20 protein-coding genes are annotated in these 20,147 nt (G+C 44.8%); 4 read left to right on the forward strand and 16 right to left on the reverse strand.

The features are described from left to right. Positions 1-29: 29 nt before the first annotated feature. The 4 genes from ACTO17_RS03335 to ACTO17_RS03350 form a co-directional block, all read right to left on the reverse strand. The gene (locus ACTO17_RS03335; RefSeq protein WP_172538546.1) at positions 30-641 is read right to left on the reverse strand and encodes an N-acetyltransferase; all 612 of its coding nucleotides are present in this window, start codon (positions 639-641) and stop codon (positions 30-32) included. Further along, positions 625-819: a hypothetical protein gene (locus ACTO17_RS03340; RefSeq protein WP_172538545.1), complete on the reverse strand. Its 195-nt coding sequence runs from the start codon at positions 817-819 to the stop codon at positions 625-627. Before ACTO17_RS03340 ends, ACTO17_RS03335 begins: the two co-directional genes overlap by 17 nt. A gap of 103 nt (positions 820-922) precedes the next feature. Next, on the reverse strand, positions 923-1,669 hold the full coding sequence (locus ACTO17_RS03345) for a hypothetical protein (RefSeq protein WP_172538544.1): 747 nt from the start codon (positions 1,667-1,669) through the stop codon (positions 923-925). 184 nt (positions 1,670-1,853) lie between these two features. Continuing rightward, positions 1,854-3,143 (reverse strand): glycoside hydrolase family 125 protein, encoded by a 1,290-nt coding sequence (locus ACTO17_RS03350; protein ID WP_172538543.1) that lies wholly within the window; start codon positions 3,141-3,143, stop codon positions 1,854-1,856. A 320-nt stretch (positions 3,144-3,463) separates the two neighbouring features. Here ACTO17_RS03350 and ACTO17_RS03355 point away from each other — a divergent pair, with 320 nt between their 5' ends. Genes ACTO17_RS03355 through ACTO17_RS03365 form a run of 3 tightly spaced genes read left to right on the forward strand, consistent with a single transcriptional unit; the run spans position 3,464 to position 5,789 of the window. Beyond that, complete coding sequence (locus ACTO17_RS03355) at positions 3,464-4,261, forward strand: MerR family transcriptional regulator (RefSeq protein WP_482556894.1); 798 nt, start codon at positions 3,464-3,466, stop codon at positions 4,259-4,261. Then, complete coding sequence (locus ACTO17_RS03360) at positions 4,261-5,076, forward strand: ABC transporter ATP-binding protein (protein WP_482556916.1); 816 nt, start codon at positions 4,261-4,263, stop codon at positions 5,074-5,076. The genes ACTO17_RS03355 and ACTO17_RS03360 overlap by 1 nt, the downstream gene beginning before the upstream one ends. Further along, positions 5,073-5,789, forward strand: a complete 717-nt coding sequence (locus tag ACTO17_RS03365) for an ABC transporter permease (RefSeq protein WP_172538541.1) — start codon at positions 5,073-5,075, stop codon at positions 5,787-5,789. Before ACTO17_RS03360 ends, ACTO17_RS03365 begins: the two co-directional genes overlap by 4 nt. 198 nt (positions 5,790-5,987) lie before the next feature. On the opposite strand, the gene ACTO17_RS03370 is transcribed toward ACTO17_RS03365, so the two are convergent. The 12 genes from ACTO17_RS03370 to ACTO17_RS03425 all read right to left on the reverse strand — a co-directional run bounded on the left by ACTO17_RS03370 (position 5,988) and on the right by ACTO17_RS03425 (position 19,108). Further along, positions 5,988-6,494 carry a hypothetical protein gene (locus tag ACTO17_RS03370; protein WP_482556895.1) on the reverse strand — a complete coding sequence of 169 codons (507 nt, stop codon included), beginning with the start codon at positions 6,492-6,494 and terminating at the stop codon, positions 5,988-5,990. A gap of 12 nt (positions 6,495-6,506) precedes the next feature. Continuing rightward, on the reverse strand, positions 6,507-8,915 hold the full coding sequence (locus ACTO17_RS03375) for an ABC transporter permease (RefSeq protein WP_482556896.1): 2,409 nt from the start codon (positions 8,913-8,915) through the stop codon (positions 6,507-6,509). 62 nt (positions 8,916-8,977) lie between these two features. Further along, complete coding sequence (locus ACTO17_RS03380) at positions 8,978-9,640, reverse strand: ABC transporter ATP-binding protein (protein WP_482556897.1); 663 nt, start codon at positions 9,638-9,640, stop codon at positions 8,978-8,980. 210 nt (positions 9,641-9,850) lie between these two features. Next, positions 9,851-11,137 (reverse strand): ATP-binding protein, encoded by a 1,287-nt coding sequence (locus ACTO17_RS03385; RefSeq protein ID WP_482556898.1) that lies wholly within the window; start codon positions 11,135-11,137, stop codon positions 9,851-9,853. Further along, the gene (locus tag ACTO17_RS03390) at positions 11,134-11,847 is read right to left on the reverse strand and encodes a LytR/AlgR family response regulator transcription factor (protein ID WP_172538538.1); all 714 of its coding nucleotides are present in this window, start codon (positions 11,845-11,847) and stop codon (positions 11,134-11,136) included. The genes ACTO17_RS03385 and ACTO17_RS03390 overlap by 4 nt, the downstream gene beginning before the upstream one ends. 41 nt (positions 11,848-11,888) lie before the next feature. Continuing rightward, the gene (locus ACTO17_RS03395) at positions 11,889-12,248 is read right to left on the reverse strand and encodes a hypothetical protein (protein WP_482556899.1); all 360 of its coding nucleotides are present in this window, start codon (positions 12,246-12,248) and stop codon (positions 11,889-11,891) included. Between the two features lie 81 nt (positions 12,249-12,329). Continuing rightward, the gene (locus tag ACTO17_RS03400) at positions 12,330-12,863 is read right to left on the reverse strand and encodes a flavin reductase family protein (protein ID WP_482556917.1); all 534 of its coding nucleotides are present in this window, start codon (positions 12,861-12,863) and stop codon (positions 12,330-12,332) included. A gap of 157 nt (positions 12,864-13,020) precedes the next feature. Beyond that, positions 13,021-14,676, reverse strand: a complete 1,656-nt coding sequence (locus ACTO17_RS03405) for a putative manganese-dependent inorganic diphosphatase (RefSeq protein ID WP_482556900.1) — start codon at positions 14,674-14,676, stop codon at positions 13,021-13,023. Positions 14,677-14,748: 72 nt separating this feature from the next. Next, positions 14,749-16,158 carry a hypothetical protein gene (locus ACTO17_RS03410; RefSeq protein ID WP_482556901.1) on the reverse strand — a complete coding sequence of 470 codons (1,410 nt, stop codon included), beginning with the start codon at positions 16,156-16,158 and terminating at the stop codon, positions 14,749-14,751. Between the two features lie 258 nt (positions 16,159-16,416). Next, positions 16,417-17,991: an ion channel gene (locus tag ACTO17_RS03415; protein WP_172538533.1), complete on the reverse strand. Its 1,575-nt coding sequence runs from the start codon at positions 17,989-17,991 to the stop codon at positions 16,417-16,419. A 21-nt stretch (positions 17,992-18,012) separates the two neighbouring features. Continuing rightward, the gene (locus ACTO17_RS03420) at positions 18,013-18,444 is read right to left on the reverse strand and encodes a hypothetical protein (RefSeq protein ID WP_172538532.1); all 432 of its coding nucleotides are present in this window, start codon (positions 18,442-18,444) and stop codon (positions 18,013-18,015) included. A gap of 511 nt (positions 18,445-18,955) precedes the next feature. Further along, on the reverse strand, positions 18,956-19,108 hold the full coding sequence (locus ACTO17_RS03425) for a FeoB-associated Cys-rich membrane protein (RefSeq protein ID WP_172538531.1): 153 nt from the start codon (positions 19,106-19,108) through the stop codon (positions 18,956-18,958). 203 nt (positions 19,109-19,311) lie between these two features. On the opposite strand from ACTO17_RS03425, the gene ACTO17_RS03430 reads away from it, so the two are divergent. Then, a complete protein-coding gene (locus ACTO17_RS03430; protein WP_482556902.1) occupies positions 19,312-20,133 on the forward strand; it encodes a MerR family transcriptional regulator in 822 nt (273 codons plus the stop codon). Positions 20,134-20,147 lie beyond the last annotated feature (14 nt).

Raw genomic sequence — 20,147 nt, forward strand, 5'->3', positions numbered from 1 at the left:
TTTGGCTTGTCTTTGTTATAATTTGAATTCTAAAGTAAACGCAGCAATTGAACAAGTTTATGAGAACTGGTTTCTTTCGGCGCGGCTTGCCTTGTGTCAAACTGTTTAAAGCCGTATCCCTCATAAAATGAAAGCAATTTCTCATTATTATCTGTCTCTACAAACACCACCATGCCGCCAGCCTGATACTGCATAACCTGAATTTGCCTGATTGCCGCTTCCAACAATTCTTTTCCCGTTATTCTGTTCCTTCCCCTGCTATTATCATTTTTTCCAAGCTGCGCTATCAGATATGCAGCCAGATTATAGGTCTGTTCTCCCTGTTCTATCTCGCTAAATCTTGCAAGTTTTCGTTTTACCGTATTACTGAATGGCGACGCTTTTACTACAAGTGGTTTTATCGTAATAGAAAAATACCCTAACAGCTCTGCATCTTCTGATGATAAAACTAAATATGTAACCGCCTGATGCTTTTTCGCAAATTCAATGGACTGCCGTTTCAGAAAACGCTCAACATCCAGATTCAAAGGACATGAAAACTCAGAAAGAAGCTGATACAGTTTATTCTCTCCAAGTTTCCTGTTATCATCCCTTAAATATTCACGAATATTCAATATTATAAAATTATTCACTGGCTGCATCCATGTTCTTCCTTGTATTCATAAACTTTGCTATTTCGTCCGCTCCCTGCAGATAGGTTACATTGATTGGAACACGAGGGGTTTTGTCATTGGCAGACGCTTCGATTGCATCCGCAAACTTTTCCACCTGTTTTTGGCCTGATATGACAAAATTCTTTGTAATGCTTGAAGTTGCCATAGAAACACCTCCCTGTGATTCAGTAAGAATTTTTAATGATTACTCTCTGAGAAAAGAATTCTCTTTTTGTTTCTATTTTATACATCCATTCAAAGTATTGCAATTAACTTTTTATAAAATTTCCATGCTTTCTCTTTTCCTCTTCATAGAATTTCAGAAACTTCTCACGGTCTTTTGCAAAAAGCTTCTCCAATTCATAAGACAACGAAAAAGTATCGTACTCACAGAATACATTGGGTATGTATTGATACAATTTGTCCGCAAGTTCTTCCACATGCCCGATGTCAATTGCCGTCATATGGTCAAAAATTTTCTTTTCGGTAAATACCAACAGACGAACCCGGTAAGAGGAACGGCCCTGAATGCCTGCCTGGGCGCAAATCCAGTAAATCTTTTCTCTGGGAATGGCAATGATTTTGCCCATACTGTTCATAAGAAGCAGGTAGGACGGCAAAAGCATCACCCGGTCTCCCCAGGGCTCTTCTCCCTCTTTAAATTTCTCCATATATTCAAACACCTGGATGTTTCCTTCCCGGACCTCCCGGTCTATCCGCTCCCCAACTGCCTTTTTCGTATCCTCCTCAAAGGGCAGGATTAAGATTTTTCCATCTGCCCTGCCCCGCAGAGAACCGATCAGTCCTATCACTGTAAAAATCAGCATCAGCCCTGAAAAAATAAAGAAGCAGACCACCAGTGTTCGGCTGCGGCTGTCCGCAAGGTCAATGGCATCTTTTAAAACAACAACTAAAACCGTCATTATACAGACATACACAAACAGCAGCAGCAGAAAAAGCCTCCGGTTCCTTCTGCCTGCGGCTCTGGCCTCCTGTTCGATAAATCCCTGGTTCATATTATGCTCTCCTTTCCGTATCGTGTTCTTTGAATGTTATTTTATCATAAAACAGGGGAGGTGAAAACAGGGATTTTTACACTTAAAGACCCACGAAAGCAAAAAAGCCCTTTGACGCACAAACCGGCCGGCATTTCTGTGAAATATTACTCCGGCTGAAAACGCCCGAAACATAAAACCGCTGTCAGCGCAGTATGGGATAACCGCAGTAATCCAGTACCAGTTCACTGAACATGGCATTGGCCCAGGAAAACCATTCTCTGGTATACTGCTTATCATTATTTACATGAAAGCTTTCATGCATCGCCCCTGTCCCCCCGTCGGTTTCGGCAAGCATGCAGAGCATCTCAAGTTTCTTCTCTTGCGTCCTGGCGGTAAGTCCTTCCATCGCCAGGGCAATGGGCCAGATATGGTTGATGGGCGTATGGGAGCTTCCAATGCCCCTTGCTTTACTGCCGACATAATAATAAGGATTTGCCTCGCTTAAAATCATTCGCCTGGTCTGTCTGGCAACTTCTTCTTTTTTCCCCCTGTATCCCAGATATTCCATGGACAGCAGGTTCGGAACATTTGCATCATCCATCAGGCAGAACTGGCCGTATCCGTCGGTTTCATAGGCATACACTTCCCCGAATTCCTCTGTCTTTGTAATTCCATAAGTCTCAATCCCTTCAAAAATCTTTTCTTTTACTCCTGCCGCTTCTCTCTGAAGCTCCCGGTCTTTTAAAACACTGCCTGCGATTTCTTCCAGATACCCCAGAACTACCGCCGCAAACATGTTGGAAGGCACCAGATAACCGTAAGTGCAGCCATCGTCACTGGGACGGAACCCCGACCAGGTCATGCCAATCCCGGATTTCACCAACGGGCCTTTTCCCTCTCTGGACAAAGTATCGGTAAAGTATGTATTCTGCCGGATAAAACGATAGGAAGATGCTTCCTCATGGCTTTGCTCGGTACAAAAAACCTTTAAAATCTCTTTTGCCCCTTTCCGGAAAAGTGTGTCAAAATGGTACGTGCAGCCCGTATTTTTCCAAATCAGATAGGCAAACTGCAAGGGATAACACAGAGAGTCCGTCTCATATTTCCGCTCCCAGACCCAGCCGTTTTGCCCTGTGATGTCCCGTTCCCAGCAATGACCGTTCTCCTCCTCATTAAATGCATTGGCGTAAGGATCAATTAAAATGTACTGAAACTGGCGTCTGGACAGTCCGGTCAGCAGCTTTGTCAGCGCCGGATCATTTTTCGCTGCAGGCAGGTAAGGCCGAAGCTGCGCGGCAGAGTCCCGCAGCCACATGGCAGGAATATCCCCGGTAATCACGTAGGTTGTGCCGTCAGACATGATTTTTACGGTTCGTTCCAGCGTATCGGTATAACAATTTTGAAAGATTTGAACGATTTCAGGATAATTTTTCAGTTTCTCCTGGACGGTCAGAAGGATTTGATTTATGGAAGAATATTGCTGTTTTAACATTGATAGAACCCCTTTCTTTGAATACATCTGCCAGAACGCATTTTTCAAACACGCTCTCATATTACAACGAACGTTTTATATACAGACAGAACTATCGGTTCTCTTAGCTCCTGACAGTGTTTTTTATCATAGCATGGTTCCTGTAAAACGGCAATCCATCTGGAATATGGAACCGGAATATGTCCACTGAAAGTAGGAAAATTCTACCTCGAAACGGCGGGTGCAGTATACTTTTTTAATACGGATGAAAATTTTTTGAAAAAGGTCTTGTTTGTGACGCGGCGTAATGATTTATAATACATAACAGGAGGCAGACAATTATGGCAAAACACAGAAGCATCCCCCCTGGGTTCATGACAGTTGGCGAGGCTGCAAAGAAAATAGGAGTTACGGTCCGTACATTGCAATACTATGACAAGGAAGGCTTGTTATCCCCTTCGGCAGAGAGTGAAGGAGGACGCAGGCTTTATACAAATAAAGACTTGGTTATGCTTCATCAAATTATATCTTTGAAATCATTGGGATTTTCTTTGGATGATATAAAGCATCGCTTAATTTCTTTAGAAACACCCTCTGATGTGGCAACCGCCCTTACCGAACAGGCAGACAGCATACGTGAGAAAATAGAACAACTAACCGCTTCTTTGACAGCAATTGAACAGTTAAAAGAAGAAGTGCTGCAAATGCAGACAGTCAATTTTAAGAAGTATGCAGATATTATTGTGAATCTGCATATGAAAAATGACTCTTACTATCTCATTAAGCGGTTTGATGACGATACGCTTGACCATATCCGTAATCGGTTTGATAAGGAAAGCGGTTTGAATTTTATGGATAGATTTAACTGTTTGAGCGATGAAATGATAGAACTTCAAAAGGCAAACGTATCCCCTGAAAGTGAAAAATGCCAACGGGCTGTAAAAGAGTATTGGGAATTGATCACGGAATTTACGAACGGCGATATGAGTATGCTTCCGAAATTAATGGAAGTCGGAAACATTGATACCGCTTCAAATGCCTGGGAAGAAAGACAAAAAATTGTAAACGGCTATTTAGAGCCGGCGTTGCAAATCTACTTTTCAAGACTTGGAGAAAATCCCTTTGAGGAGGTGGAATGATGAACAGTGCAATACAAGTTCGTGGATTAAAGAAAAGCTATGGCAGCAACATTGTTCTTGGCGGACTTGATTTTGACATTGAAAAAGGAGAAACTTTCGCTCTGCTGGGTGTAAACGGCGCAGGAAAAACCACAGCCCTTGAATGCATTGAGAATTTGAGAAAATATGACAGCGGTACAATTACAGTAAATGGGAAAATGGGGATTCAGCTGCAATCATCCTCTTTACCTGCCCATATCAAACCGATGGAGGCTGTCAGATTATTTGCAAAATGGAACAGAGCAAAGATTGATTTCATGATGATTAACGCTCTTGACATAAACGAAATTGAGAAAAAACAGTACATTCAACTATCCACAGGACAAAAAAGGCGATTACATCTTGCTCTTGCGCTTATCGGTAATCCTGATATTATTTTTCTCGATGAGCCCACTGCAGGGCTTGATGCCCTGGGCAGGGTTTCACTTCACCAGCAAATTCGCAAACTCAAATCACAAGGGAAAACGATTGTTTTGGCAAGTCACGATATGGCAGAAGTGGAAAGCTTATGTGACCGCATTGCAATTTTGAAGCATGGGAATATTGCCTTTTGCGGCACAGCGGCAGAACTGACTGATAAGATTGGGAAAAAGTATTTTATCCATATCAAAACGCAGCAGGGGAACAGCGTTTTTGAAACAGATAATATTGAAGATACTCTGATTTCCCTGCTTCATGATTTGAAGCAAAAAGAAATTCATATTTTGGATATTAAAGTTGACCGCGGTACACTGGAACAACATTTTATCGAAATGGCAAGGAGGGAAACAGAATGAATGGTTTTTTATATGGTGCAGTCTTACAGTGGAAATTGGATATACGAAGTAAGTCCCTCTTAGTTACCTGCTATATCGTTCCGCTTATTTTCTTTCTTCTTATGGGCGGTATTTTTACTTCCGTTATGCCCAAAATGAGAAGTACACTGATACAATCTATGATTATAATGAGTGTTTCAATGGGGGCATTTATCGGATTACCGCCGTCGTTGGTGGAAACTTATGGAAGCGACATAAAAAAAGTTTATAAAGCAAACGGAGTACCTATCTGTTTAGGGCTTATTACAATGTTCCTTTCAGCATTTGTTCATCTGATGATTACCTGTGTTGTGATCGCGCTGCTTGCCCCTGTTCTGTTTGAAGCAGCTTTGCCGATACAACTTCCGTTTTTCTTTCTTGCACTTGCGATATACATGATTGTGTCGTTAAGCATTGGGAGTGTTTTAGGATTGACGGTAAAAAATCAAGCGAAACTGACGATGACAGCGCAATTATTGTTTTTGCCCTCTATTATGCTTTCGGGAATTATGTTTCCCATTGAGCTTCTACCCGATTTTCTGGAAACGATAGGACTAATTTTCCCGGCCTCCTGGGGATACCGATTGATGTTGGATCATGGATTTTGTTTTGAAAATCTATGGTATCTAATCTTTATCTTTTTTGCAGCGGTAATTGTATGTGGAATAGTTTTGAAAAAACAAAAAGCAAAATAGTCTGGAGGGAAAAGTTTTGGGCAAAACACAATGGATGCTTTGCCCTGTCCTGCGGCAATAAAATCCGGACAATGATACAGGAAAATACTCAAACATGCGTAAAAGAGCTTACTAATCGGCAGCGGTTTATGCGGAAGAAAAACATACAGTATAATGACATGGCAGCCAAAACTACATATCCAAAGCAATGCCGAATCATCAGCAGAGCATTATTTCCTCCGTCCCGTAAATAGATTCCTGTATATAAGTAAACAGGCGCCTTTCCCTTGCCAGCTGGTAAAACACCTGGCTTGTATTCAGGTTAAACTGCGGGTTCCAGGGATATGCGGACAAATCTACGCTGTCAAAGCATTTCTGCTGATTGACTTCTAGGGTTTCTATCTGCCCGGCTACCCGACCGTACACGGAGCGTATTCCGGCTCCCTGCCTTTCTTTGGGCTCTTGATTGCCCTGGCCGCAGACTGACGGTTCTCTGAACTGATTTTTTTGCCGGTTGTCAAAGGGCTCCTGGCAGGAGTTGGCTTCCAGAACCCAGAGCAGGTACTGCGCATACCCCCGGGGAAGAATTGCCTCCGCAGGAATATGCAGTTCTCTTTTCTCAGAAGCCCGCACCCGGTTAACCAACCGGCCCACCATATCGGGGGACACCAGAAGGAGGCTTTGAATGGCCGGCATGGTAATTCTCGAAGGTTCCTCGAAAGGCATAATTTCCTCCCTTTAATTTTCCGCGCCCCGCAGCCGTTCCACCAGTGATTCTTTCGAAAAGCTCTGCAAAGACACAAGGGCAATCAGAAGCGGCGCCAGAGCCAGCACAGCTGCGTAAGCAAGGGACGCCCCGACAGGAAACCGGAATGCCATATAAAATGCGCCGTTTTGATACAGCAAATGACATAAAGCGTATCCGCAGAGACTGCCTGCAGTCATGGTAATTCCCAGGGTTATCAGCACCAGAAGCATACTTTCCCCTAAAACCATGCTTCGGATCTGCCCTTTGCCCATGCCGATGGATTCCAGCATGGCAAGCTCCTGTCTGCGGGTTACAATATTGGTAATCAATGTATTCATCATGCTCAGAATGCTGAACATCATAATGAAAATGGCCAGGCCGCTGATGGCCCCAAACATCCGCTCTGCGTTCTGTTTATAGACAAGCCTGCGCTCTGCCAGAGTCTCCAGACTCAGCCCCGGGATTTCCCCAATCAGCTCCTCCAGTTTTTCCCCTACGGCTGTTTCTTTCTCCGGGTTTACAGAAACCAGAAGGTTCGAATTTATACTCCCGGCAGACCGCAGCTTTAAAATTGCCTGCTCCGGCATTAAAAACCAGCCTTCGCACCCATTTTGATCCAAAATGTACTGTCTGCTTAAGCAGCCCAGAATCGTGACCTCTTTCTCCGCCATTTTGCTGCCGTCATAATAATGGAACACAACCTTTTCTCCCGGTTCAAATTTCCAACCGTAAATTTCTTCCACCAGGGCATTATCCAACGTAAGAATGTAATCGCCGCTCATCAATTTGCCGTAATCTGCGCTTCCCTCTTCCAGATAGGCGCCGATTTCTCTGATTTCTTTGTCCGTTATGGGGGCGGCATAATTATTGGAGCCATATTCATCTCTTTTGGGATAATCAAATCTGAGCCCGAAATTTTTAATCTCCTTCACCTGTTTCACCCCGTCCCAGGAGGATAGTTCCTGGATCAGACTCTCATCCATGGGCTCCTCAACCTGCATGCCGCTGATTCCATATTGATTCAGTTCAATGGCTGACGCCGCATAACATATGTTAAACTCCGCCTCTGCAAAGTATCCCTGTCTTGCATACTGCTCTTTATCATAAGAGGACATATAGGCCGCCGCCGTCATAAACAGAATTCCGCCCAGTCCCAGAGACACCATGGTAAGAACTGTTTTTTTTCTGTTTCTGGAAAAATTCATTCTGCCAAGCCCCAGAGGCGTAAGGCTTCGGCACAATTTCGGATTCGAGGATTTTTTCATTGTGTCCTTGGGCATATAGCGCAGCGCCTCCATGGGAGAAACGGCTGCGGCAATCCGGGCCGGCTTGCGGACAGAGCCGATGGTGATTAGATAGACAGACGCTGACACCAGAACCATCACCTTTAAAGTATTTCCCGGATGAAATCCATCCGGTACCATAAAATATCCTGCAGCCGCGCCAATCACAATTCCAATGGGCGCTGAACGCACAAACAGCATCCTGCCCTCCAGAGAAACAAATTTTCTTATCTGCTTTTTCGTCATGCCGATGGTGCGAAGCTGCCCGAACTGATGGATTCTTCCAATGACGGAAAGGTAAAACACGCCGTAAACCACAAGAACACTGGCTAAAAGAATCACAAAGCCCACCAGTCCGTAAAGGATCAAAGACTGCATATTTATAGAACGTGAGTCCAGAAAGGCTTTGGAGGGATTTACATTTTTCCGCTCAATTCCCGCTGCCGCGCCAATGGAATACATCAGCTCTCTGCATTCCCCGGCAGACATAGCTTCGGCGTCCTTAAATCTTGCATACACTTCGTAAGGCGCATCTTTTAACTGACTGCCTTTTTTTGCATAATCCTCTGAAAAAAATATGGAAAACTGTTTTGCTTCTTCCGACCCTTTTAAAATGCCGGATACGGTAAAACGTTCGGTATTTCCATCATAAAAAGGAAAGGTCACTTCACTGCCGGGCTTAAGGTCCGCCCCCATCTTTTGAAGCAGCCCTTTTGGAACTGCAATTTCCTGCTCCGTCTGAGGCATTCTTCCGCTCTCCAGTTCTCCGATGCGGATTTTGTCAGATAACTGGTTCACATAAAAAGGCATCACATCATATCCGTCCAGTTCTGTAAGCACCCCGGTCTTTACCTGAATCTGAGTTTCGATCCGCTCCTCATTTTTCAAAATTTCCACCTGCTGCCCGGTCAGGTTATAGTAGCCTGCCTGCTGCCTGTGGGAAAGTTCATTCTCTGTTTTCTGTTTCTGGCCTGATGCAAACATCAGAATTGCCGAAAGCAGCGCTGAAGCCAGTACAATGGTAATTGTAACAAAAATATTCCGCATACGGCTTGCCCTCAGGCTTTCTTTTGCCATGGACGCGATCATTTTCCCTGCCGTTTTTCTGTCTTTCATTTCTCTCTTCCTCTCTTCTTTGAAAATCTTATGCCAATCTCCGCATTTTGCTGAAATACTTCTTATACGCAGATTTTTCCATCTTCAATCCGGATTTTCACATCCGCCTTCTGGGCAATCTCAGGATTGTGGGTGATCATCACAATGGTCTGATGAAATTTTTCACTGGTCATTTTCAGCAGATCAATGACCTTATCGCTTGTGCGGCTGTCCAGATTTCCGGTGGGTTCATCTGCCAGAATAATGGCCGGCTTGGAAACCAGGGCCCTGGCAATTGCCACCCGCTGCTGCTGTCCGCCGGAAAGATGACTGGGATAATTGGAAAGCTTTTCTTCCAATTCCAGAAAATGCACCGCCTCTTCCAGAAATTTCCGGTCCTCCCGTTTTCCGTCCAACCGGACCGGCAGCACAATATTTTCGTATGCCGTCAGATAGGGAATCAGGTTGTAATTCTGGAAAATAAACCCAATCCGCTTCCTTCTAAACACTGTAAGCTGTTCTTCTGTCATCTCTCCAATATTCTTCCCTTCCACTTCCACGCCGCCGGAAGTGGGATGATCCAGTCCGCCTAAGAGATTCAGCAGCGTAGATTTTCCGCTGCCGGAAGTTCCGATAATCGCTGCAAACTGTCCTTTTTCCACTGTCAGATTTACATCATCCAATGCTTTCACCAGGCTTTCCTCTCTGCCGTAATATTTTTTTAAATGAGATGTTTTCAAAATCATAATCGTCCTCCTGTAATCTTCATCCGCTGCTTTTCAGGGGATGGCTGTTCTTATCAGACATCCGGAGCTTACCGCCCGTCATCTGAATCCATCTTACCCCATCTGAAAAAATATACAATAAGCGGCGCAGATTCTAACATCTACGCCGCAAATTCTAATACGTTGGAAATTATGAAATTGGGATAGGGACAACATCCAGTATTGCCCATTCTATGGCACCGGAATTAAAATTTTCAGAATAAATTTCTCATTTTCCCTTCGGGCCGTCAGCTGACCGCCATATTTTTCCGCTGTTTTCTGCATATTGGAAATGCCGAAGCCGTGCAGAAATTCATCCGGCTTGGAAGTGCGCCGGTTCTTTTCTCCGGCTTGGGGCATACAGCAGTTCTCAATGAGCACCGACACAAAGTTCTGCAGTCTGCCTGCCTTCAGCAGAATCGTCCTCTGCTCCCTGGGCAGTTTCTCACTGGCTTCCATGGCATTGTCAATTCCATTGCCGAATAAAGTGCTTAAGTCTAACGGCTCTATAAAATCAATTCCGTGAAACTCCACTGCCGCTGAAAAATCAATCTGCTTTTCCCTGGCCTTTTCTGCCTTATCCTTAAGAATAACGTCCAGAAACTCGTTTCCAGTGTGAACATAATTCTCATAATCGGCAATCTGCGAACGAAGCTTGCCTGCCATCTGTCTGGCAGCCTCCGACTCCCGGCTGTTTTCCAGTACCAGAAGATGATTTTTCATGTCATGGTAAATGGCCCGGACCCGCTCTTCTTCTTTCATTTTGTCCTGATAATATTCCTGCTGCATCTTAAGGGCCTTAAGCTGATAGGCGCTCTGCATGGCGCTGCTCATATAGGACACAAGGCAGACGCTTCCCAGTGAGGAAAAAATACAGGCCCCGCACAATGGATAAATCACTGTGGAATCTCCTGTGGTAAAATAAATTGCCGTAAAACACCCAACGGTGGATGCCAGAATCATGGAATCCACAATCAGCCACATGTTTGCTGTCAGATTCAGGCGAATCTCCCGGATAGGCTTTCTTAAAAAATAATAAATACCAATCCAAAACAATAGACGCGCCAGACAGGCCGTTGTATAGATACCTGCCTCTGCCAGACGGATGGAGTCGGTCCAGGCCTCATATTCGGCAGGAGGATTTACCACCGCAAAAAAAATCTTACCGGACACATCATACATCAGAAAGTTAATGGAAATTAAAATGGGATAAAAAATAAAAACAGCCGTCAGTTTCTCCATCAGCTTTCCCTGATGAAACACAGCCAGAAAGAGCATCAGCCCCAAAAGAGACAGCAGAATGTTCGCAAGATCATGGGTGTAGATAATCACATTGGAAATGTAACCGGATAAGTACAGAGCCAGAATGCGGACCGCAGGATGCTTCCGCAGGGGAATAAAAATATGCAGCAGCCACAGAAACAAAATCAGATATGTCACTGTAAACGTAAAAGATCCAAATCGAAACAAATATATCACAGCATATCCCCCCAGTACTCCGTCATTTTCATCATAAATTCTTTCCGTCTGGGTTGGCTGACTGGAAGACGCTCTCCGGTATTTAAAATAATTTCTAACCCTTCCACTCCCTTCACAAAAGCCATATTTACCACAAAACTCTGATGGCACTGCACAAACTGGCGCCGGGCGCAGAGAAGGGCAGACACCTCCTTCATATTTTTATAAATTATCTGGTTCTGCCCTTCGAAATGCAGCATCACATTCCGCTTGTCTGTCTCTGCATAACTGATGTCTTTATACAATGCTTTATATCTGCCTCTGTCATTGACAAAGCTCAAATAGGGTTCTTCTTTTCCCTGATAATGCTCAAAATAACGGTCCAGCTCCATTTTCAGCACACCGTATTTTACAGGTTTTAACAAATAATTGACGGCGCGGTATTCATATCCCTTCCACACATATTGTTTCAAAGAAGTGAGAAAAATAAGTCCCACGCTGCTGTCCATTTTCCGGATTTCCTCAGCGGTTTTCAGGCCGTTTAATTTTTCCATTTTAATATCCATAAAAATCAAATCATACTCCGGCCTGTATTCCTGCAATAGTTCGCTGCCGTCATGATAGATAAAAAAGCAGAATTCCCTGCCGGTTTCGGCAGCATATTGCTGAAGCTTCCCTTGTAACTCCCCAATCAGAGTATCCTCATCATCGCAAATTACTATTCTGAACACTTCTGTACTCTCCTGTTGCCTGTATTTTCAGAACTTTACTGCTACTTGGAAGAATCGCCTTTCTCCAGGTAACGCATCTTGTTGTCTGTTGCAGAATCCTCCTGAAAAGTTGCAAATCCCGCCCTCTCCAGATTATTCTGTTCCCGATAACATTTCTGGCAAAGATGTCCGAACGTAATGGGAACTCCGCAGTTGGAACAGTGCAGGGTATCCAGACGTTTTTCCTCCTCCTTATACTCGATTCTCCCCTCTGTAATCCATCTTTTCACCAGTCTGCGGGGAATATCAAAATGATCTGCCACCTGATATTCTGTTACGTCTTTGGAACGAATATAATCTTTCACCTGAGAAAACAACTGATTTTCTTTGCATGCAGGGCATAATTCATCTTCGTAATCCAACGGAAGAGCCCCCCGGCATATTGAACAGAATTTCATATTTTCAAATAATAATGATGAATGTTCCAAATTAACACTCCCTTTCTATTTTTTCCTGATACTGTATCCAAAAGTTCCAAGAACCTGAGACAAACCAAAATATTCTCCGTGAGAATACACAATAGGTTCCGCCTGATCCAAATGGAATGCGCCTTTCGCATCCAGATAGGATTCCGATATGTGGACAGCCTTTACTTCTGCCAGAAACATATGGTGAGAACCCAGCTCCTGGCATTCTGTCACCACACACTCAATATTCACCGGACTTTCCCCAATCAGGGGCGCCAAAACCTTAGATGCTGCCTGTCTCGTCAAATGCAGCTCCTGAAACTTATCGATCTCTCTGCCTGACTTCACCCCGCAGTAATCTGTAGCAAATGCAAGCTCTCTGGTGGTCAGATTAATCACAAACTCCCCCGTCTCTTTTATCATATGATAAGAATGCCGTTCCGGCCTTACCGAAATGTATACCATAGGAGGATTCGTGCATATGGTTCCCGTCCATGCCACTGTAATAATATTATCCTTTCCCGCCCTGTCCCTTACGGTCACAAGCACAGCCGGCACAGGATACACCATATTTCCCGGTTTCCATTCCTGTTTGGAATATTTTTGCTCCAACGCTTTTTTGCTGGAACTCTTTTGGTTCGGATTTCTATGTATTCCGCTGCTTTTCACAGCCTTCGCTCTTCTGTTTTTCTGATGATTCCCTGGTTTCTTCCTGTTCCCGGACATATTATTTCTCCTGAAGGGCAAGCATCAGCGCAGGAATTAACTGTTTCTTCCTGGACACTACCCCTTCTAACCAGAGACTGTCTCCCCGGTCTTTAGCATGGCCGTGAAACGCCCGTTCCGCCGCTTCTTTGGCTGACTCTCCCACAAAAATCAACTCAGAACTTTCCTCCAGTATATTTGTCAGCATCACATAAACCATATCCAGGTTCCGTTCGCTGCGCACCTGTTCAATATAGGGCATTAATTTCTTCTTCACTACCTGCAGTTCTTCCTCGCTCATAGCGCTGAGCTGCCCAACGCCGAATTCCTCTTTCTCGGCAGAGAAGGTTTTGAAATCCTGAAATAATATTTCTTCCGCAGACTTAGCTCCGAAATTGCTGCCTGCCTGAAACATCTTCTTGGCATGATCTTCAATGGTAATTCCGGCCAGTTCTGCTAAGGCCTCCGCTGCCTGCCTGTCCATCTGGGTACAGGTGGGAGAACGGAACATCAAAGTATCTGAAATAATTGCGGAGCATAAAAGCCCTGCAATATTTGGAAGGATATCCACGCCCTGCTCCTGATACATCTGATAAATAATCGTAGAGGTGCACCCCAGGGGCTGATTCCGGAAAAATACAGGAGAAATCGTCTCCAGGCTTCCTAACCTGTGATGATCGATGATTTCCAGAATCTCTGCTCCGTCCACACCGTCTACCGCCTGGGTCTTTTCATTGTGATCCACCAGAATAATCTGCTTCCGCTTCATATTCAGCAAATTTCTGCGGGAAATCATTCCCACGTATTTTCCTTCCTCGTCAAGCACCGGAAAATCCCTGTGCCGCTCTTTGGACATAATCTCTCTTACATCATCTACATATTCCTCGGTTTCAAAGGTCACCAGATTCTCCCGCCGCATGAAATATTTCACAGGCATACTCTGGTTAATCAGCCTTGCCACTGTATAGGTATCATAAGGAGTGGTGATAATCACGCACCCTCTGTCCTCTGCCAGTCTCAGAATTGTTTTGGACACTTTGGCGTCCGAACAGACAATAATACAGCTTGCATTCATCTCAATGGCGCAAAGCTGCACCTCATACCGGTTGCCCAGAATCACCATATCGTCGTCTTCAATATATTCTTCCATCAGTTCCGGACTTTCCGTGGCTGCCACTACCTTGCCTTTGATAAAATATCCATGGGCATTCCCGGTAAGCACTTCCCCTTCCAGGGTTTCTGCGATATTCTTATACTGGGTTCTTGCCTTCGCCAGAATCCGGTTGTCATATACATCCATGTAGGAAGTGGCAATGTCTCCTGTGATAATCAGACCTTCCAAAAGCCCGGTTCCGCTTGTAATAGGCAGGGTAACCACATTCTGGGCTTTCATCGTCTCCCAGGCTGTTTTCAGGGAAAGATTACTGCTGATACCGGTAGTTTTGCGGATCTCAATATCCTTTACCTGGGCTCCCACATCGGCCACATACGCCGGAGAAGGAATCCCAAAATGCTCCAGTACATACTTGCTCTCTTCGTTGATCTGACCGGCGCGCCTGGCTTCATATCTGCCTTTTCCTACTTTATTTTTTAATTCTGCATAAGCTATGGCTGCACAGATGGAATCTGTGTCAGGATTCTTATGCCCAATCACCCATACGCTCTTTTCCTTTTCCATTCAATTCCCTCTAACACTCTGTTTATTCTTCCTGCAGCTGCCTGTTTGCTGCCCGTTCTGCAGTTTCGCTGTCTAAAAAATACCAAACAGATGGCCTGCAATTCCCAAAATTCCCACAAGATTGACAGCGGCCAGCACAATCGCGGCGCGAAAACAGCCCTTCATCATCTTCATACTGCGCCTTCCGTCCATCTCTACGGTCTCAATCTCCCGCCGGAGTTCTTCTGTTAACGTCTGTATATTTCGGTAACATTTTACATTTTCATTATGGACTTTTTCATTAATCTCGGCTTTTACCAGATCTAATTTCTCAGAAACTCCGCTTTGGGTAAGCTCGGCCACTTCTTCCAGGCCATTCCTTACTTCTTCCAGTTTTTCTGAAAGCTTTCCGGTTTCGCTGTGTACTGTATCCAGTTTCCCGGTGATATGCGCTGTTTCGCTCTGGACGGTTTCCAGTTTTCCTCCGGTTTCCGTTCTGGAGCTCTCCGCCGTTTTTAAGATTTCTGCGCCGGTATCCTTTAATTTATCTGAAAGTTCTGACAGCAATGCTTTTAACGCATCCGTCTGCTCATCAGACTTCTTCTCCACAACAGCCGGAAAACTCTGAAGCTTCTGGTCTACAGCTTCTGAAACATTCTGCATTCTCAGATCAACTACCGCATGCATGTCATGCATTTTCTGGCCTACCAGCTCAGAGACATTCTTCATATTCTTTCCCACTGATAACGACAGTTCTTCCATTCTGCTGTCCACAGTATGGGATACTTCTCCCATTTTCTGGTCTACGGTCTCCGTCATATTCTGCAGCCTGAACTCCACTGCTCCGGTAACATCCTCCATTTTCTGATCTACCGTCTCAGAAACATTCTGCAGCGAGCGGTCTACGGTTCCGGATACCTCCTGCAGATTCTGCTCTACGTTCTCCGTCATATCCTGGATTCTGTGATCTACGGTTCCTGTCACATCCTGCAGCGCCCGTTCCACGTTCTCTGACATATCCTGAACCCGGTTGTCCACTGTGCCTGTCACATCCTGCAAAACCCGTTCCGTATGCTCTGACAATTCCTGCAAATTACTGCCCATCTCATCCGTTCTTGCAGAAATCTTTTCATCCAATGTCTGAATCTCACGATTTATAAGATGATCCATCGTTTTGATTTGTTCATCAAATCTGGAAATTATGGTATCAATCTGTTTCTGTACGCTTTTCACAAGCAAATCTGCTTCCTGCTGCTGAACCTCCAGCTCGCCCTGAAGCTTCCTGGCCTGCTCTTCCCGTTCTTCCACCACTTCCTGAAGCTCATCTGCCTTATTTTCTTTGGTTACCAGGATGCTTTGAAGCTGTTTCGCTTTTTCTCTGAATTCGTCAATCTGCTTCAGCAGAAAATCATCCTGCTGCATTCTGCTTAAGATTTTTTCCCGCTCCGGGTCCTGTTCTTTTGTCTTATTCTGCTTTGGCAGCTTATCCATAATATTGCCCATTTTTTCCTCCTGTATCTGACACTCCATCCGGCTCCAAACGGAAGCTCTCTCCTTAGGGAATGCCAGTAGTTCTTTTCAAAGTACAGGCTGTCCGCCATTTTTACTATTGTAGCATTTCAATGGTTGTTTGGCAAGGAGAAAGAATTTCTGAGCCTAAAAGCAGCCTGCGCCCTGCCATTTTCTATGCTTACAGCAGTAATCTTCTGAACCGGGCCGTAAGCATCATTGATTTTTTAATGGCTATCTGTTGAAACATACTTAAAGCTCCGCAAAAATACGGCCCAGAAGCTCCCAGGAAGCGTCCCGCTCCACTTTTTGCTCCGGGGTAAGCTCTGCATAAGGGCAAAGCATGGGATGCTGCCTTGCGCCGTCATCCCGCACAGGCCCGTAACTCCAGTTGTAAAAGGTGTAAAACCGCAGCCACCGCATATGATCCAGTTTGCGGAGCATATCCTGCATGGATTCCGATGTTTTGGCCTCGCAATATTTCTGGTACGCTTTTTTCACTGTAGCGGCGGTAAGTTCCGTTATTGTTTCATCCTCTAAAAGAACACGGATTTTCATTAAAATATGATCCGCAGCCGCTATTTTGGATTCCCGGTGAAAATCGTCCAGCTCCTCCCACCTGAGTGTGGGATAAGCGACAGATCGGCAGAAAATCTCATTAATCATAATTGCCGCCCGGTTCAGTTCCGTGCGCATAATCTGATTTGGCGTGTAAATCTCTTCATTGGTGCCGAAATAAGACACGCCGGGCGCTTTCCGGTTGCTGTGCAGATCAATCTGTCCCCGGAATTTGTAATATCTGTTCAGTCTCCAGAAAATACTCCACCCCTCCGGCTCATCGTCTGTACAGATAATGATCCGGTCTGCCTGTTTCAGAACTTCCTGATGCGCCTCCCAGAAGGCATCATGAAAAATCAGGGAATCTCTGGAATCCGACGTTTCCCCCAGAGAAAACATTTCCTGCAGATGTCTGTGCATGGCGAGAAATTCTTTGGAATCTCCGAAAATGTGGTAAGCCACATGCTGTTTCACGGAAATAACATTGGTCAGTATTGCCCGTTCCAGAATACACCGCCCATAATTTCCAAATCCTATAATTACTATTGTATTTTCATGGCTGCATATGGGCTTGGAACGCCAGTACTGCCTGGCGCAGCAGTCATAGCTGTGAAAAAAATTGATATTTCCGGAAAGGTGATCCTGCCCGTTTGTGGTTCTTGCATAGACCTCCACCGGCAGTTTATGTAAATCAATGGCGCGGCTGTTCACGCCGATATCATTTTCTTTCATCAGAAAAATCTTGCATTTTGCGCCGGTATTTTTCTTGCAGGCCACAATCCGGGCCGGAGAAGCGCTGAGAAACAGACAGGGATAATCCGGAAACTCCATCTGCTCCTCTCTTTTTTCCCCGTAGATAATCACGGCGTCCGGATCTTCTTTATAGATATTTACAGCCAGCGTATTGGATTCCGCGCCGTAATCTGCAAAATAATACCAGTTTTTCTTCCGCTGAAATCCAAGCATGAGAAACGGCAGCCCTTCACTGGTCACAAAGGACAGCACTGCGCCGAATAATGTCACAATAATGCCGGCGGACAGTAAGAGAAACACCACTCCCACTGCATGTCCCAGCGGCGTTACCGGCGTTAAATCTCCATATCCTACCGTTGTCAATGTAACCAGTGAATACCAGAATGCATCGCCGAACGTCCGGATCGTTGCGCTGCTGTTGGAGCATTCAGACAGATAGAGAAGGGTCACCAGGCCCAGATAAACAGCAATCAGAACTGCCGTCAGATACAGATAGATTTTATTTCTTCTTTTCATAAAAATCTACCTCCCACAGCATTATGGAAGCTGGTTGGGGATCTGGTCTTTGTATTTTTCATAAAGCCCCATCAGCTCATTTTTATCTTCTTCCGTAAGCTGGCCCTCCGCCAGTGATTTCAATCCTTCCACATCTCCGCTGGCTGCCATGCCAGCCGCCTGCCTGATATTTTCCGGTGAAATATATTTCTCTGCAATCTGCGATACTTTTTCTACATCTTCTTCGTCCATTTGATTCATAACATCAGAAACTTCTATTTCCTGGCCGTTGATATTGACGGTTGCGCCGATTTGCTGTTCTAAGAGCTTCTTTCCGATCTCGGTGGCGGCTGTCGTCCTGACCTTCTGCAGAATTGCGTCGCGGCCGAGAAAAAGGGCTCCGGCGACTCCAATCAGGATGATGGTGGCGGATAAAAGACGGGTGTGTTTTCTCTTTTTATGGTTGTTGTGCATGGTTGACCTCCTGTGGGGTTTGTGATGAATCATTGGGGGGGTTATGATGAATCATCAGGATTTTTATGATGAATCATCAGGACTCCTCCCAGCTTTCCTCTCTTTGAATAACTGTTCTTTTTGGGGCTGGGTCCCTCCTCATGATAAGCATCAGGACTCCTCCCAGCTTTCTTCTCTTTGAATAATTCTTCTTTATTCAGCTAGGTTTCTCCTTTTGATGAATCATCAGGACTCCTCCCAGCTTTCTTCTCTTTGAATAATTGTTCTTTTTTAAGCTGGGTCCCTCCTCATGATAAATATTACCACATCTTTGGGGAATGGGGTTGAGTAATTTATTAAGATTTCCTGAATTTTTTGGGAGTTTATTTCTGTTCGCTTCGGAAGCGTAGAAAACGTAGATAAAATGAGTAATTGCGGTGACCCCTTTTTTGGCGAAGCCATGTATGGCTGTCCTACGGTGGAAAGTTCAAATCGGAATTTCCTATAAAGGAACATTGAAAGAGACGTGCTTCTACCCGTCCCTTTCCTGTTTACGGCAGGCAAAACAGCTTCCGTTACACCCGCTGCATCCGCTGCACCTTCCTGCTTTTTTATCTTTATATATGCTGATTCCTGCGCATACGGCAATTGCCAACACAACTGCTCCCACCAGAACTGTTCCCATGCTGAACTCCTCCTGTCTATTATGAGAATGGTTATCATTTAAAGTTAGTATATACTAACTTTAAGGAAATGTCAATCCGCATTGAAAAAAACTTCTCATTTGACACTATTTAACCGACGGAGTAATAAATATTCCAGGTGAAGCTTCCTGTGGTTACTGCCGATATAGATTTCAAAGACTGGACAAAATCAGGAGATCGAAACATGAATGAAAAAGAAAAGCTTCTCACCATCGGCCAGTTTGCGGCCATGCATGGAATCAATAAAAAAACTTTAATGTGGTACGATGAAACCGGCCTTTTTAAACCTGCCGCCATCAACCCTGAAAACGGATACCGCTGTTACAATTACCGTCAAAGCCCTCTTTTGGAAACCATTCTGCTGCTGCGGGAATTAGACGTGTCCATCCGGGAAATACAGCAGTTTATGGAAAACCGTTCTGCCTTAAGCCTGAAAAATCTATTGGAAGAAAAAATCGCCGAACTGGATCAAAAACTTCTCCATATGCAGGCCGTCCGCAAAACTTTGTGCAATTACCGCCAGAACATGGTTACGCTGCTGACAATGGATTTATCAGAAATCACCATTGTGAACAAGCAGGAACGCTGTCTTGTTACGGTGGATATCGACAAAGAAACTTCCTTTGAACAGGAAGTGGAGCTGATCACGGCCGCAACCGAAAAATACCGTCTCGGCCGGCTTCACGACGCCTCTTACGGTTCAATGATTCCGGTTTCCAGTCTGCAGAAGGGCAATTACGACGATTACTGCAGACTGTTCATTGAAATTCCCTCTCTGACCCGGCAAAAGGATCTGCATATTCAGCCGGGCGGAAATTATCTGAGGGCTTTTCACAAGGGAAACTGGGAACAGATTCCCGGACGGTATCAGGAGATTTTTGATTACGCCAAAAAACATCGTCTGACACTGTCCGGTTATTCTTATGAAATGGGAATCAATGAAAATGTCATTGAGCAGATGGAAGATTACATTGTACAGATTGAAATTCCAATTCAGGACGCTTAAAAAGTAATGACGCG

Source organism: Petralouisia sp. (assembly GCF_056822245.1).